Annotated in this window: 1 protein-coding gene (cut by a window edge); it reads right to left on the reverse strand. The window is 64.8% G+C overall.

The window, feature by feature from the left end; all coding sequences use genetic code 11:
- A protein-coding gene (locus AB0L58_RS39215; RefSeq protein WP_364395662.1) for an MFS transporter crosses the window boundary here: on the reverse strand, positions 1-17120 show its start. 17416 nt of this gene lie to the left of the window's left edge; only the first 17120 of its 34536 coding nucleotides appear in the window; the start codon lies at positions 17118-17120; its stop codon lies off the left edge, out of view.
- Between the last annotated feature and the right edge of the window lie 171 nt (positions 17121-17291).

The following is a 17291-nucleotide window of genomic DNA, read 5'->3' on the forward strand; positions in this document are numbered from 1 at the left end:
GTGGATTCCTCCGACCACGGAATAACCGCCACACCCTCCTCCATACGATGAACCAATCGCCCGAGGTGCTGTGGAAACATGTGTAGGAAATTCAGTTGTCCTGCTGGATTAGCCGCGTCCTGTGGCGGCGTTCCGGCGGGCGCTTCGGTGGGTAATGCCCCGACAAGATTGAATACATCGTTTGCGGCGGCATAAATTTCGCGCGCATCCGGGAGGTGGGTCACGAAATTTCGGCCTACCCGGAACAAGGCCGCATAATTCGGAATAGACTCTGGGGACACCTGCTCCATGAAACGGTGGCTTGCTTCCCATACCAAAACGTTCTGTGCCCGTGCTGTGCTGATCAGATCAGCGACCGGCACGGGCTCGCCACACCGGAACGCCGCCAATTGGGCGGTGGCTTTGGCATGCATGTCGGCCATGAGGAATTCGAGGTGGTCGTCGTAGAGCGTAGCTGCCCAATGGCGAAGCTCCGGATAAGGGGTACTGACAAGATCCGGTGTCGGCGGGGCTTCGGAATCGGGAGCGGGATTCCCGGTTGTCGTTTCCAGATCGATTCCCGCCGCCTGAGCCGCTTGCGCGAGTTCGGTTCCTGCACTGACTCCGAGCTTGCGGTGGATGCGGCGGGCATGGGTGCGGACAGTTGCGGCGGCGATATACAGCTCGGCCGCGATTTCCGTGGATTCCATACCCGCCACGAGCATTCGGAGGATTTCGATTTCACGGTCGGACAACGTCACCGTTTCTGGTTGTCGCACCGTGCTTTCCGGTGCTGGTGCGGTGTCGGCTCCGAGTTCGGAGTGTGGGTCCGGCTCGGCCGAACCAGTCAGTGCCAGGGCATCCGGGTGACCGAGTTCGGCGAGCGCTTGTTGGGCGGCGGCTGTTTCCGCTGTGGTCGATCCGCTTTCGCCACCGCTGGGCGGTGTGGTTGCTTCCGTAGGGGTTTCGGTCTCGGCCGTTGTGTGCGCTGCGGATTGTGTCTCGGCGATGGCATCGCCGGCGGGCGCGGTGCGCAAGCCCGTTGCATCGACCGGCGGTGCGTCTGTTCCGGTGTCCGTTGGGGTTCGGGGTGGCTGCCCGTCGCCAGGGGGAGCCGGTGCCGGGTGTGTTTGCGGGACTTCGCCGTCCGTAGGTTCGGTGGTCCGCGCATCGTCAGCGGTCGGCTCCGAACCGGACTGGTGCACGGGGTCGAAATCGCTGATCGGGTGCGGAAAATCCGCGATTGTCACCTTGACGATGGCAATTGGCTCGACGTGGATGGTCGACCTGAGTTCCGGAGTGCGAGGAGCAACGAGGGGAATGGGGTAACCCTCGGGCACCTCCAGGTCGACCAGCTGGAAGTTCCGCCTGTGCATCACGTGGACGTAGCCGACGTAGTCGCTGAAGTCGTCGGAATCGGCTCCGGCGACTCGATAGGTGACGGTGCCGTCGCCGTGAATATCCACCTTATTGGGCACTGCTGGCTTGAACAACGCGATGAATATGGGTAAGTCGTAGCTGGTGTCGGCAGCAATAGCCGGCTCGCCGTCGAGGTAGCGTCGCCCGGTGCCGTCGCCCCAGCTCGCCTGGCGCGGTTCGAGCCTGCGAATAGGGTTGCAGGAGCCGTGGAAAGCGATACTGTCGCCGTATTGTGCGACGAGATCGTCCAACGCTTGCCGACCGCTCAGCATTATCGGTCCGCTTTGGTCCGTTCGTAAATTGTTCGGCGTCTCGGCTGGTGTGTCGTCGGCCACGGGAGGGGTAGCGGGGAGGTTCGGTATTTCGGTCGCTGGCGCTTGCTCCGCTGGTGCCTGGCCGCTCGATGGGGATACTGCCGATGGCGGGAGGACATCCGTATCGTCTCCACCATCGTGGCCTCCGCCCCTGCCCGCGGCGGCAACCCCGCCTGCTGCAGGCGGATTGGTGTGCAACTCGTGGTCGACGGAATCGCTTCTCGGTTCGGTGTCGGCTGTGTTCGTGCTTGTTTGGTCGCTTGGCGCGTTGTCGGATGTCGACTGTGTGGATTCAGGGGTGCCCGGCGCGATTCCGCTGGTTGACGCATCCTCGTCCGACGGACCCAGTGGGCCCAGGACTTTGCCGTCCTTGCGCGGGGTTTCTTTGTCAGGCTGGTGCGGGTGGAGGTTGGTGAGGTTGTCCTCCTCGTCGGTGGTGAGGAAGGCGACGAAGGCCTCTTCGAATTCGAGATCGGACTCGTTCCATTTGTCGAGGGTGCGGACGCGGGGGATGCGGTCGGGGTCGTTGGGGTCGGTATGCGGGTCGTCGGGGTTGGTGATGTTGGTGTCGAAGATGACGATGTTGCCGCCGGGTTTGTTATCGGTGTTGGTGATGGTGATGGAATGCATCTTCTTGCCGAGGGCAAGGAGCAGGACGGCGGTGTCGGCTCCGTCTTTGAGGTTCCTGACATCGTCGATGGTCTGGGCGACAGGGTTCTCGGTCTCGGGGTCGAACTCGATTTGGACGAGTTGGGTCGCGATGGCTCGCTGGAGGTGTTCGGGGCTTTTTTGCCACCACTTGGGTTTGATGCCGGTGTCCAGGCCGAGCGCCCAGGTTGCTCGAGATGTTTGGTTGATGCAGTCCAACAGCTTTCGGGCTTTGAAGAGCCGCTGGAGGGACCAGCCCGCGAGGGTGCCGAACGCCGCTGCGATGCCTGTGGCGGTGGATTCGTGTCCCAATAGCCCGAGCGAGAGGCCGGCCATCCCTCCGCCCACTGCGAGCGCACTTCGGATCGTTATGGTTTGGACGGCGGTTGTCCGTCCCCGGATTATGGACGGAATCGTATTGGCCATGTAGGTGCGGACGGGTATTCCACCCACACCGAGCACGGCCCATGTGCCAGCGAATCCTGCCGAGGCCACCCAGATGTTCGGTGCGGTTGCCTCCACGACGGCGGTCGCCGCCAGGCCCACCGTTCTGGCGGTGAGCAGCGTATCGATAGAGAATCTTTCCAACCACTTTCTGGGTATCAGGCTTCCGATCACCCCGCCGAGCGGGGTGATCAGCAGCGCCGCCCCTTGCTGGAAATCATTGAGGCCGTAGTGAGCAACCAGCCATGTGAAGTCGATCCCTTGCATTCCCAGGTAGATATTGGTGAGGCCGCTGTTGTAGTTGATACGTCGCCGCAGTGGGTGGTCCTGGATCGCATGCACGCCCTCACTGATCGACTTGCCCACGGTCTGCTGCTCTGCGGTCGAGATTTCCGGCATCCGTGACATGGACGCAATGTTCAGGATGTTCGTGCTGGCATCTATGAACGGAGCCAACCACGGAACACTCGCCACCCATGGCCCGAACCCCTTTCCCAGAACTCGGGTGGCATTCATTTTGAAGTTGTTGAATTGGTTCAGCGCTCCTTGCGCTTTGCCTACCATTTCCTGGAATGCGCGGCTGGCGGCGGAGCTGGATATAACCGTGCCGATCGCTTCGCCTATTGTTGCTCCGATAAGTACGGGAACAGAATGTGATGTGCCAGTCACGAGGACGCCGGCTGCTGTCATTCCTGATACCGCTGCCAAGCCATTACCGACCAACACCAGCTTCTTGGCTGAGTAGTGATCGGCCATATGTCCCGCGAGCAGTGCGCCACCGATATATGGCACCTGGAGAACCCAGACGACGGCGCCCGCCACTCCCGGTCCGGCTTCTTCCATCAAATACAGGGAGGTCATCGCTTGCATGACTTCGAAGCCGGCCGCGTTGAGGAACTCGGCACCGAGGCGTATGCCTAGGGCGGAGTCGGTGCGAACGAGGTGCAGTAGTGATTCGCTCTTCTTGTTTTCTTCGGTATTCTTTGGTGAGGCTGTTTTGCTGGATTCCTCGGATTCGGTACAGGCATTTGCGGTGGAGGGGAGCGCCTGGGTGTCGGGCGATTCCGGTGCGTGCTCGGTGGTGTTGTGCTGTTGGGGATTCGGTGTGGCTGCCTGTGGTGGCGTGGTGGGCTGGTGTCCGGCGGGGGTGGGGTTGGAATTGCCTGTGCTTGTGGTGTTTTCGCGGTTGGTGGCAGATTTGGGGGTGTGCCGGGTGTCGGGTGCCGACGCTTCGTCGGGGTTTTCGGGGGCGGGTGGTTGGTTGTCGGGGAGGTTGTGGAAGAAGACGCCGCCGTGTTGGAAGGGGGCGAGGCGGGGTTGTTTCTTGGGCGCGGGTTGGTTGTCGAGGGCTTGGTCGAGTTGTGCCATGGCGGCTCGGTGTTCGGCCAAGACGGTTTCGACAATCTCGAACAGCCGCTGTGCGGCGGCGTCGGTTTGAGTGGGCAGCTGTTCTCGCGCGGCGCGTGCGTGGACTCTGGCGGCGAGGTTGCGTGCTATCAGTGGGTTGCCGATTTGGGCGTTGAGCAGGTGGTACACCTGACTGTTTTCCGCAGGTGCTGCGGGCTGGTCGGAAACATCTGTGGTATCGGCGGAATCTGTTGCGGTGTGCGCTGATTCGGAGTCGGTATCCGGGTACTGGCTCAGCAGCTCGGTCGCGTCGTCGACGACGGCGGCGGCATCGCGACGCGGTGGCGTCGGGGTTGCCTCGTTCGAGACACCTTCGGACGCGCGAGTTTCGCCAAGAACTTCGGCGATCGTGTCGACCATGTCGACCGGCCCGGCAGTACCCGTTCCGGGCCCACTCGAACCGGATCCACCCCCATTGCCTCCGCCTCCGCCGGCGCCTCCGCCCGCAGCCAACGGCATCGCGGCCCAAGTGACTGTCACCTGGCCCAACGGCATCGTCCCGGCTCTGCTCGCGCCTCCCGGTCCGACGAGGTTCTGCACTTGCCATTCGTCGGGTCCGTCCGCGACGCTCGCCGGGCCTCGATCGGCCACTGCGACACGGAATTCCAAGCATTGCGGTGCCATGACGATGGCCCCGGTCAGCAAGGTGGCCGCGTCCGCGCCGAGCACGAGGTTGTTCACCAGTTCGATGGCCTGGGCCATCGCTGCCTGCCGGGTCTCGGGTGACGCGGCCTCGTCCGGGACTTCCTCGAATGCACCCGTGACCACCTGGGCGGCTTGTCCGAGCGCCTCCACCGCATCCACACCGGCGGCGAACAGACATTCCGCGCGCGAGTACGTGTCGGTTTCGCCGAAGAACGGGCCGTCCGCACCCGGCTCGTCCCCGGCTGACCAGTGCAGTTCGGCCAACCATGGATTGCCGTAGAAACGTGTGGTCGCAGTGGAATTCGGTGCCGTAGCGGTGCGTTGGAACAGCTCGACCAACCGGGAGGACTGACGGTCGCTGTGGCCTTTGGCTCGGACGGTCAGGACTTTGCTGCCTGGTTCGCCGGACAGCTCCACGTCCAGCGTCACCAACCGAGCACGGGCTCCGCTCAGGTAGTGCGACACCCGCCGCGAAACCACCACCCCGGCGGCGGTGCACTGCGCGGCGTCGGTCCAGCCGTGGCGCGCCATCTCGCGATCGGCGATCCGCGCGACATCGGCGGCGACGGTGTCCGCGTCATCGGCACGGGTAATGGCCAAGTGGGTGTCGGTCGGACCCATCGGCCGGAAGACCACTCCGCATCGGCGCCCGGTGGTTTCATCACCTTCGACGAGATCCAGTGTCAACAACCCGGATGGTGACAGCCGTGCCGTGAATACCGCCCCGTGGTTGGAAACCTGCCGCGCCAGCGTCTGCGCTAGGTTCATGGCCTCCGCAACGTCACGACCCCCGGCATGGTCGGAGTCGCCTAGGAGGTCGCCGACAATGCGGCGGGCCTGCATTTCGGACGCTCGATTCGGAGCCATTTCGGCGACTGCGGAATTCAGGTCGGGGTCATCGACGTCGTGTCCGATCGGATCGTGGGCGGACACCGTCACCGTGTCGTCGATCCGGCGGAAGTCGAGTACGACACAGCGGAGGCCGGGCCGCATCACGGCATGCCATGCGGTGGCTCCCAGTTCCAGGATCTGTACGAGTTCCGGCGGTAAATCGGGGTCGCCGTGGTGGGTGACTGTCACCCGCAGACCGCCCTGCCACTGCTCGACCTGCACTTCGACATCCGGGTCGGTGGACCGGGTGAATGCGTCGGCGAGTACCGCGTCGGCTGCGGCGGCCGCGGTGGCGCACGCCGTATCCGACCAGATGGGCGGCACTATCTCGTCGATCGCGGCCCTCGTTCGGGCGGCCGCTTCGGGATCTCCTACAGACAGCATGAGGGTCGTGTGTGTGGCCGTGGCGGGCGGCGCGGCGGCAAGCTGCGCGGCGAGATTCAGGTCGGCGGTGTTTTCCCGGGCCTCGTCCGACGCGGTATCCGACTGAAGATCCTCGGCCTCGGGCAGCGCCAGCCCGAGGTCGTCGGTGGAAAGGCCGAGTGGGACGACGGCGAGCAGTTGGACGGTGTTGCGCGCTTGATCGTGGCGATCGGCCAGTGCGGCAACAAGATTCGCCGCGGCAGGGGTGCTGTTGCCGAGCACGGCCCACGCCGTATAGCCGTCCGGGCTGTACTCGACGCCGTATCGGTCGGCGTAGTCCGGGACCATGCTCAGCCGGGCGGCGCCCGCGCCGCGCACATGAAGTTCGAGGCAGAGGGCCGCGCCATCGTTGGCTGCTAGTCCGGTCAGCACGAGTGCCCCGGCGGCATCCGGATGGTTCAGGACGCTATCTACGAGCTCGTTGACCAATAGCCTTGCGGTGGTGAGCTGTTCGTACGACCACGCGTCGTCGTTCGCCAGCAGATCGTTCATCAGCGCGGCCGTATTCGGTGGCGAGATATGGCGAACCGCCGCTGTCGATAGCAGCGTCTGCCCGTCGACTACACAGAACTCCATGCACCGACTGTCCGTTTCTCCGGAAATCTCGATCTGGAACCAACCCGTCAGGTGCGGATCGTCGGCCGGGGAGGCGTCCAGAAGCACCTGTTCGGCCGTATCGGCTGCCAATTGCCTTCGGCTCGACGCCCAGTCCCCGGTCAAGTCACGTACCACTGCCCGCACTCTCGCGGTGACCGTGGCCGCCGTTTGCTCCGGATCGATCGCCAGCGCGATCCGCACCACACGGCCCGTCGCGTCCGACGGGCGATCGGTGGCCAGTGCCATTCCGGTCTCGCGTTGGTCGGGGTGCTGTCCGTGCGCGATCGACAGGGTGTCGGCGCCGTCTTCGGTCTGGACACTCTGGATGACGCACCAACTGCCCGTAACCAGGCTCAGCCGGTCGAGTGTGCTCCAAACCTGTTCGGCCAGATCATAATCGAGCCACTGCGACAAAATCGGGTCGACCTGGCTGGTCAGGTCGCCGTCGTCGCGCACCACACCCGCGGCCCGCACCATCCGGATATCCGAAGCCGTCGGCTGCGCGACCATAGCCACACACCCGGCCACGCGGCCGCCGTCGTGTGACATCGCGACCTCGAGCTGCTGGCTGCCCGGCTGATCGACGAGCCGTGCCGAGAGCTGGGCGCTGGCGACCACAGGAGCGGTGAAGATGGCACTCACCGCCCGGCCGGCCAGCATCCGCCCAGCCTCGACCACCTCGGCCGATTGGCCGGATGTCAGCTGGTCGACCGACTCCGTCAATTGCCGCTGCGTCTCGTTCGCGTCATCGCCTATGTGGTACGCGATGACCGCGGTATCGGACGATGTCGGCGCGTCCGAGGTGGCGTCTTCGGGTGCGGGCGTCGCGTCTTGCACGGTGTCGGATTCCGTGCGGGCTTCGGAGGCGGTTTCGCTCTGGGACGATTCGGCAGATGTGGTGGTGCTGTCCTCGGATGGTGGCTCGGCGGATTCCGGAGTGGTCGGGTCGGCACCACCTGCCATCAACCCAGGGCTGGTGGTCTGGTCTGCGTTGGTTGTTTCGGGCGGTTCGGACCCGCCCCCATTGCCGCCGTCTCCGCCGACACCTCCGCTTGCGCCGGCAACCCCGATTGCCGCGTCTGCGGATTCTGGTGTGTTGTCTGGTTGGTTTCCGCGTGCCGCGCCGGCGCCGTCGATGTGGACCTGTCCGAGCTCTTGCATCTGCTTCCACCGCGGTTGGCGCTTCTGCGGTCGATCGAAGGGGTCGCCGTCGCGTTCGTCCCAGGTGAGGACGGGGTCTCCGGCTCCGATGAGGGGGTCGGGTGCTGGTTGCGGGGCCGGAGCCGGATCGAGAACCGTTGGCTCGGGCGCTGATGCGGGCTTTGGACCAAGGTTGCCGGTCCAAGGTGTTGTCGTGCGCCTATGCGATGGTGTCGCTGGTGCTTGCTCCGCTGGTGCCTGGCCGCTCGATGGGGGTACTGCCGATGGCGGGGTGTCCGTATCGCGGTTTCCGGGTGCGGGTGGTTGTGTGCTGTCCGGTTCGGAATTCCTTGCGCCCGATTGGCGCCCCCGATGCCCATGGGGGCCGGGTGCGTCATTGCTGTGGTGGCCTCGCGCGAATGGGTCGAATTCGGCAGGGCCGATCCCAACAGAGGATCGCTGGTGCGGCATTCCTCGGTGGTGGTGCCGAGCGCCCGGACCGGGCGGGCGGTTATCCGGGCCGATTGTCGGTGCGGTTTTGGGCCATTGATCGTGCTCCGTCACCGTGGTGCCGCGGCTGGTGATTTCGACATAGCTTTCGGCGGCCAGTGCTTGATACACCGAACCAAGAGTTGCAGCAGACAAACCACGGCGACCACCGAATGCCGTGGTCGGGGGCAGTCGCGTGCCCTGCGGTATCCCGCCTGACTGGATCGCCTGGCGCAAGAGCATTTCCATGGTGTTGCGCCAGCCGTTGCGCCGTGCAAACTCGGCCAGCTCCTCGGTGGGCGATTCCGCGGCGAGCTTGTCCAGCAGTTGCTGTGGGGTGATTGGTACTTTGGGGTCCGGTACCGGTTCGCTCGGCCATTGATCCTCGTCGGCCACCGTGGTGCCGTGCCTACGGCTGCTCTTCAGATAACCCTCGGTGACCAGACTCTGGTAAGCCGCCCCCACAGTCGACGGCGACAAATCGAGTTGTACGGCGACCGTTTGAGCGGAAGGCAGTCGTGTTCCCGTTGGCATTCGACCTGACCGGATCGCCTGGCGCAATGCCGTTTTCACGGTTTCGCGCCAGCCGATGTCTTGCGCGACTTGCGTCAGCTCCGCTGCCGATGACTCCGCGGGGAATACATCCAGCAGCAACTGCGCCCGGTCCGCCGCGCGTTCTTCGACGGGGGCAGTGGGCTGCGGCGGCAGACCGAGCCGAGTGTATTCGAGCAGAAGTGGGGTAGTAGCGTCGGCAATCGCCAGCATCTGATCGAAGTCCGTTGTGATACCGGCATCGCCAGCGATGAGCACTGTCTGCTCGGTGATGTCGTGAGCCAGCTGCCGTTGCTGGTCCGGGTCGAGCTCGATAACGCCACGTCCGACTGCTTGCGCCACTGCGGCCAGTGCATACGCGAAAACTGGCGCTGCGAAATCGCGCGGTGACAGCCAAGCGGGGGCGGGGTCCGGCGTGGTGTCCGAGTTCGATGTGGGCTCACTCTGCGGAGTGGCTTGTTCGTTCTGGTCGGGTCGGGCGGACCCAGTGGTGCCCCGGTGGGAGTCCGGATGACCCGGAGCGTTGTCGGGTGCACCCTCCTGCGGATGAGAACCGGGAGCACCCATTCCAGCCTGCTGCTGGTGCACCTCCGCGGGATCGGTCGACCGCTCTCGGAGGGTATCGGTGAGCGGGAGCGGCGGACCGATCCGACGGTATCCGAGCAGAAACAGGGTGTTGGCATCAGCAATCGCGAGCACTTGATCGATGTCGGTTGTGATACCGGCATCACCGGCGATGAGCAGTGTCTGCTCGGTGATGTCATGAGCCAGCTGCCGCTGCTGGTCCGTGTCGAGCTCGGCAACGCCACGTCCGACTGCTTGCGCTATCGCAGCCGATGCGTGCTCGAATATCTGGTCCGCGAGCTGATCATGCAGTGGATCAGCCTCGCCGGGGCGGGATTCGTTGCTGGACAATTCCGTGCGATTTGCGCCTCCGGGAGTCGTTGATGAGCCAGAACTCGTTGTGCTGGAGTCGGTTTCGCTGGGGCCGGCGGCGCTCGACACACCGGGGGCGTTGCCTCGGGTGCCGGACTCGGTTGCTTCGGGTTGTTGATTCGGCTGTGTGCCTGGGGGCGGGGCCTCGTTTGCGGTTGTGGCGGATTGTTCCGAGTCGGTATCGGGTGTCTGGTTCGGGTTTGCCGGGTTCGGTTTCTCCGGGCCGGGATTGACCGGGCCGAAGTTGTTGAGTACCCAAGGGGCTTGGCCCTTGCGTCGGTTGAAGAATCGGTCGTCGACAGCGGGATCGACGTCGTTGTGGAACTGGGTTTGCGGGCCGGGGGGCGGAGTTCCTGCGCCGCCCTTCCCGGTGACTGGTTTGGCTCCCGCCGAGGGGGCGGTGCCGGGGCTTCGCCGGTCGGCAGCGGCATCCGGCGTCGAATTAGGATTGCCCGCAGCGTTTCTCGCCGGGGTATCGAGAGCGGCCGCGGATTCTGGTGACCCGGCCGGTCCGACGAGATCTTGCCACGCGGTCGAGCCGAGCGGCAGCCAGGGATGCTCCGGATCCACGCCATGCGCGTGCAGACCGGCGCGTGCTCTGTCGCAGAATGCCCCCTCGTCGTCATCGGCCGGGTCCGATGGCAACGCCTCGAAGATCGGCTCCCTCCGAAGCGAACCGAAGCTTCCCCAACTCGTCGAGTCGGCGCCGATGGCTACACCGTCCATCACCTGATACGTCATGGCAGGAACGGACGAACAGAAGGTGTCCGGGTGATGGTCCTGATACCAGCGTAGCCATGGCACGATCCCCAGGGCGTCTTCGAGCTTGTCCACGTAGATGACGATGCTGTCGCTGGACCACTTACCTGGTCCGGCGATCTTTGCGCTCTCGACACCGGCGTATTGATCCGGCTGATGGACGATCTCGTGCACGATGCCCTGCATCAGCGCAGGCGCCGCGTCCGGATGTGCGTGGACGTAGACGCGGTAGTTGTGGCCTTTGACCGCCGGGTCTCGGTAGTAACGGATGAATTTGATGTTGTTCGGGAGGCCGACAACATAATGGGCCTCGTCGGGACCGAAATCCATGGGCCCGCTCGAGTAGGTGTCGGTGTTCGCGATCTGTTGCTCGGCGGGCAGCCCTTCGAGAATGTTTACCAGGCATTGGACATGGGATCTGGGGTCGCTGACCGTGTCCGGTTCGGTCTCGGTGGGTGCGATCTGAAGTTTGTAGACGTCCCGGGGTGACTTGATGGCCGCACGATTCCGAAAGACCAGCCCGAGCAGTTTCTCGAGACTTTCGACAGAGTGATCGGGTCGTGTCGTATCCAACGCGACCCCGAGGGCCTGGACTCGACCGTCGGCCGCGCGGAATTCGTCGACCGCTGCCATCGCGTGCTGAACCTGCTCGCGGATGGTTGGCTGGACCTGCCCGATCGGGTCGGTGTCCGCCGTGTGGTCCGGTATCGCGGCGATCGCGTTGTTCGCGTCCTGCAACGCGGGCAGCCACTCGACGATCGCGTGGAAGTGCTTGACCAGCAATCCGAGCCGTCCCGGTGCCACCGGCAGCTCCGGTTCGAGCCGGACCATCAGCAGCTCGGCCAGTAGGCGGAGCATGTCGTGCAACTGCTGCAGACGGGCGGTATCCGTGCTCGGATCGGACTCTGCGGCATCGGCTTCGGCTTTCACACCGTCGCGCAGTAGCAGAATCTGGTCGATATCGAGCCCCTCCACCAGGCTCCTATCGCCGGTGTCGGTTGCCGGGTCTTCCCGCCAGTCGTATAGGTCGTCGATGAGCGCGCGGACTCGGTCATCGGCCGCTTCAAAGCGCTTGACCGCTGCCATCGCGTGCTGGACCTGGTCGCGGATGGTTGGCTGGACCTGCCCGGTCGGGTCGGTATCGGGGAGGGCGGCGGTGGCGTTGTTCGCATTCAGCAAAGCCGCCAACCACGCTGCCGCAGCGTGGAAGTGCGATATCAGCATCTGGAGACGTTCAGATGTGACCGTCGCATCCCGTCCGTCCAGGGCGGCCGCGAGCTCATCCAGTCGCGCGAGCATGCTGTCCAGCTGCGCCAGGAGCGCGATGTCGGCAGTTGCGTTACTCGAATCTTCCACTGCGGCATCGCGTTCCGCCGCAACACCGGCGCGCACCAAGGGCAGCTGTTCGATATCGACCGTCACCGGCACTTGGCCCGACTCGGGTGGGTCGGCGGCGGGCGGAGCTACCGGAATTATCTGGGCGGCAAGGCTATTCGATGGTGTCGATGAGCCGTCCGGCGGTTCGGGAGGGTCGCCGGTCGCCGCGGCCGCGGCATCGGCTGCGGTTTGCGCAGGTTGCTGCGGTGTTTCGGCCGGATCGGTTGTTCCCGGCGGGGCGGCGGCGGGTTCATCATCGACCCAAAGCCAGTCATCGGCGGCTGCCGAGGTGGTGTGAGCCGGGGATTCCGCCTCGCTTGCTGTCTGGCCGCCGCCCCAGGGTGGCATCGCGTTCTGGTCATTTACGGCTTTGCATGCCTGGTAGGACTCGAGTACTGCCGGCGGGACCGACTCGGCGCCGTCTGCGGCGATACGTGCCTCGACATGTCGGACGTACAGTGCCAAGTCCCAACCACCGAAGTAGGTGATGGCGTGGTTGCGGCGCCACGGGTCGTTCACCGCACCTGGAAGTCCTTGTTTCTGGCCGGATAGTTCCAACCATCGCTCGTACTCGACGATGTCCTGCTCGGAGAATCCTCTGCAACGACTGAACGCTTTCCAGTCCTGTTCCAAAAGCAGTTGCTCCGCTTCGGTTATCGGCTGGTAGTTATCTTGATAATCCGGATCGAGACCACCCTTCTTCTCCTTTGCGGCCACGGCGGCCATGATGCGGTTGTACTCTTCGCGAAACTCCTCGAACGTCATGGTTGCCGGATCCGGAGACGTGGTCGTCGGTGACTCGGCGTCAGGGTCGGCTGCGGCTTCGGGCGATTCGGAAGCCGTTGGGTCCGTCTTGGTTTCACCGAGCACGCCTGCCCCTGGGCTTTGTCCCTGGGCCTCGGTATTGCTCTGGCCGGTATCGGTTGTGTCTTCGCCCTGGGATGGTGGGGTATCGCTGGAATCGGTTGTGGTGTGAGCTGATTCGGGGTTGTCGGTGTCGGTCAGCGAACCGTTCGACTCTGCGATGTCGCCGTCGGAGGCCCGGACCTCACCGAGGGCGTCGATCATGACGACCGGCCCTCCGGTGCCTGCCCCGCTCGAGCCGGAGCCACCGCCGCTGCCCCCACCCCCGCCCGCGAGCGGATTCGGTTGTGTGCCTTGGGGGGCGGCCTCGTTCGTGGACTGTTCCGGGTCGCTATCCGGTGCCTGATTCGGGTTGTTCGGGTTCGGCTTGCGTGGCCCGGGTTGGACTGGGCCGAAGTTGTTGAGAACGAAGCCGGCCTCGACCTTGCGCCGTTTGAAGAATCCGTGGTCGACTGCGGGGTCGACATCGTAGGTGAATTGGGTTTGTGGGCCGGGGGATGGGCTGCCGCCGCCCCCGCGGGGACGGGATTCGTCGTCGGTCGGTACCGCGCGGCTGGTGCCATCCGGCGCTGTGGCACCGATCTCGGGTGCGGGAACCTTTAACAGCGCAATGGTGATGTTGTCGTCTGCGCCGGCGGCCAGGGCACGCTCTCGGAGCGCATGCGCTGCCGCGAGTAGGTTCCCGTTGGATTGTGCCAGCGCTTGTTTGACGACTACCGCGAGTTTCTCCGGCGACGCCTCGCCGGTAATGGCCTCCAAGGCGCCGTCCGAAAACAATCCGACAATACCTGCACCGATCAGGTCATCGACGATTTTGGCATGTGATTCCCCATCCTTCGATCCCTTACCCAGATAACGTTCCAACCCCCCGTACATCGATGATTTCTTCGCCTGTTCTTCGGTCCAGTCCGTAAACAAGCTCCGTATTTCCGCGATGTTCGTGTCGTCCTCGGTCAGCCATTTCGAAGGGCTGCCGTCCAAGGGAAGCCACGCAGCACGGCTGTCACCCCGCCAGTCCACCATGATCTGGCCGCCCACCACCAGTGCGCACACGATCGTGCATGCGGGAGGTTTGGCGCCGGTGTACTCCGGCAGGTTCGCCAGATCGAGAACCGCTTGTTCAGCGGCAGTCGTCGCCTGCTGCAATATCGACAACGGATTCCATGGCTGGCCGGGTTCGAGCTCGGCCAACGCCGCGATCACATGATCGTGAAACGCGTCCGCCGCGACCCGCGCGGCATGATCGCCGCGGGGCCTCTTCGATACGCCGTCATCCACCACCGCGAGAAATACAGGCAGACCATCCGGACCAGTCGCCACCGCGATTCTGAACGCATCCTCATTGGTGGCATGTCCTCCGGCGTCTGGCCCCACGCCGATATCACTGACCGCGGCGACAGGACCCAGATTCCGCTCCTCGCGCGGCTGCGGCAGCGGCACGGAGCCCGGCTCTTGTTCCGGCACCGGTTCCGGTGTCGGCGCGGCCACCGCACTGTCCGTGTCATCGGCAGCTGTGGATGCTTCCGCTGCTTGCGGCCACACAGACTCCTGGTCGGGTGGTGTGGCGGATGCGGGCTCAGGCCAGGATTGGAATTGCGGAAGCTGCTCTTGTCCAGAGGATGTCGGCGATTGCGGTTCGGGCCAAGTCTGTTGTGGAACGGGACCCGGTGCTGCCGGCGCCTGCTGTGGCGGACCGAATGCGGCCAAGGCCGCGGCCAGATCGCGGACAGTGCGATCGGCGGTCTCGTAGGCTTCCAGCGCGGTTGCCAGCTGCTGGTCCAATTCGGTTGTGGTGCGTGTACTTCCGGTCCTGGCGGTGTTCTGGAGTGTCAGCCAGTCCGCAAACCACGATGCGGTCGCGAGGAAGTTCTCGACCAATGTCGCCAGCCGCTGCCGACTGATCAGGGTTCCTGGTTGCTCCATAACTGCGATCAGGGCCTCGAGCGCCGCGAAGTTCTGTTCCAGCCCCAGATAGCTGCCCCCCGCCTCTTCGAGCGCGGCGTTGGCTTCAGCGCTCGGTGTTTGTTCGGCGATCTGCTCCGCAGCAGCCACGGCTTCCGCGGCCGATGGCAGTTCTGCGGCGATCCGATCCGAGATCATCTGCAGGACATCGAGATCGATGCCTTGTAATAGACCCGTCGTGGTGGCGGGCACAGGAGCGTCGGCGTGTATCGCGCCCAGTTGGGCCGTGACCTGCGCGAGACGGCGAACGGCTTCCTGGAAGCGGTCCGCCGCCGCCTCCGCCATCTCAGCCCGTTGTGCGGCGGTGGGCTCCAGTTGCCGGCATTCGGCTTCCGCGGCAAGCGCCCGCTCTGCTGCTTCCAGCCAGGCCTCGACCGCGTCGGCGAAATGCCGCAGCAATCGAAGTTTGGCAGCAGGGATCTGCGGGTTCGTGTTGTTCTCGGTGGCCAATAGCTCATCCAGGAGGAGGAGCGCATTCTCGAGTCTTGCGCACCGATCCGCATCGGTATTCGGATCGAATACCGCATCAGCATGTTCCGCTGCGACCGCGTTCCGTAGCGCCCGCAGTCGTTCGACGTGGCTCGGGGTGGCGTAGGGCGACAGGGCGTCGGTGGATTCCGCGCTGGCAGGTGAGTCGGATCCGTGCGCAGTATCGACAGCTTCCGCCGGATTTGTGACCGACGGATCGTGACCGGGCTCATCGGGCTGGACACCGGCAGCCGGCGAACCGGCATCGCCGGGGTGCGCTGCGGTGCCATCGGATTCCCTTGCGCCCGATTGGCGCCGACGGCGTCCATGGGGGTCTGTCGGGCCATTCGTCGGGGTGTGGTGGTACCGAACGAAGTCGCGTTCGATACCACCACCACCGATGAATGGCTGATGTGGTGTTCCCACCTGGTGGTGCCGACGGGCTGGACCGCCTGGAGGGCGGGAAGGGCCGCCGGTAGTTCCATCTCCGGTGTGCCCAGGGGTATGGGAGTCGGGGTCGACAGGCACGCCGCTTGCGTCGAGGTTCAAGCCCGCGTGTGGTTGGTTTAGTTCGAACCAGGTGGATTTGCCATTTTCGTCGACCGCGGTTCCGTGGTCGGCCGAGAGCATGTCGACGAGTGGGCCGCCGCGGCCGCGTTCGGCGTCCCAGCCGGGCATGTCGGTGCCTTCGGGGACGACTTCGCTGTCGTCGGTGACTGTGAACCGGATCTTGTGGGCGTCGTCGGTATCTGCCCTGGTGGCGGTGACTGTGACTCTGCCGTTGGTCCATCGCAGGGAGTTCGCTACTAATTCCGAGACCAATAGTTGCGCGGTGTCGATCTCGTTGTCGGTGAGCCAGGGGAACCTCTGTGGCAGTGAACGCACCCATGCGCGGGTCCGTGTTGCGGGGCGGACTCGTTCTCCTTCGTCGCCTATCTCGCCGACAGCTTCGCCGACTTCGCGCACCACGAACTCTTCGCGGGCCGGTGGCGTGGATGGCTTGCTGCGCTTTCTTCGCTGCGGCGGGGCGACCGGCGCTGGCAGCGCGGGAAGCGGCGGCGTCTCGGACTGGGGTGGTTCCGGTGGTGTCTTCTTCGGCTTACGTTTGGGCTTATCGGAGCCGGCCGAGGCCATGGGGATCGGGCGTGCTGGGGTGACTGGTTGTGGCAATGGTCCGGCGAGGCTGGTTGCGGGGGCGCCGCCGCGGGTGGGTTGGACGGTGGGGTCGCGGATGTATTCGGTGCCGTCGCGGTTGAGTTGTGGGGCGGCGGCCGGATCTATCGGGGCGCCTGGTGTTTCGGGGTTGGGTGTGGTGGCGTAGTGGGAGGGTGGGTTGAGTTCGGTGGGGCGGTCGGCGGGTGTGGCGGGCAGGCGCGGTGCAGGGGTGTTGTTGTGGCGGGGCAGGGGTGGTTCGGAGTCGTGGACGCGCGGCTTCTGCCCGTCGCCGTCGTCTTCGACGGGTGCGCCGGGCACGGCGGTGTCCGGTATCGGGACCTGTGGCCGGTCTGTGCGGGGGATCGAGGGTCGACTTTCCGGCACCACTGGGGTGGTGGGGTGCGGGACGATCGGGATGGCGTTGGGGGGTGGGCCGGCCGGTGGGTCGGGTTGGCCGGGGATTTTGTAGGTGGTGCCTGCTGGTTGGGTGTATTCGTCGGGTGCGTTGTTCGGGTGTTCGTCTATTTGTGGTTGTGCGGGGAAGTAGCTGGGCATCGGGGGTTTGTAGATGGTCCCGATGTCGTCCTGGTCGGGGTATTCCTTGGGTTCGCTCGGGGTTTGGTCGTTGTCGGTGGGCTGCCTACCTGACATCGCGGGTGGTGGAGTCGGGGTGTCGGGTGTGTTGCCGGGATTCGATGGTCCACGTCCGCTCGGTGGTATGGCGCCCCCGGTAGGGGCTGTTGGTGGGATCGGTTGTGCTGCGGGATCGTTGGTATCCACGTCGAGGGGTGGTGTGGCTGTGTGCCGCTGCTGCGGTGATTC

The organism is Nocardia sp. NPDC052112 (assembly GCF_040680135.1).
Taxonomy (GTDB): Bacteria; Actinomycetota; Actinomycetes; order Mycobacteriales; family Mycobacteriaceae; genus Nocardia.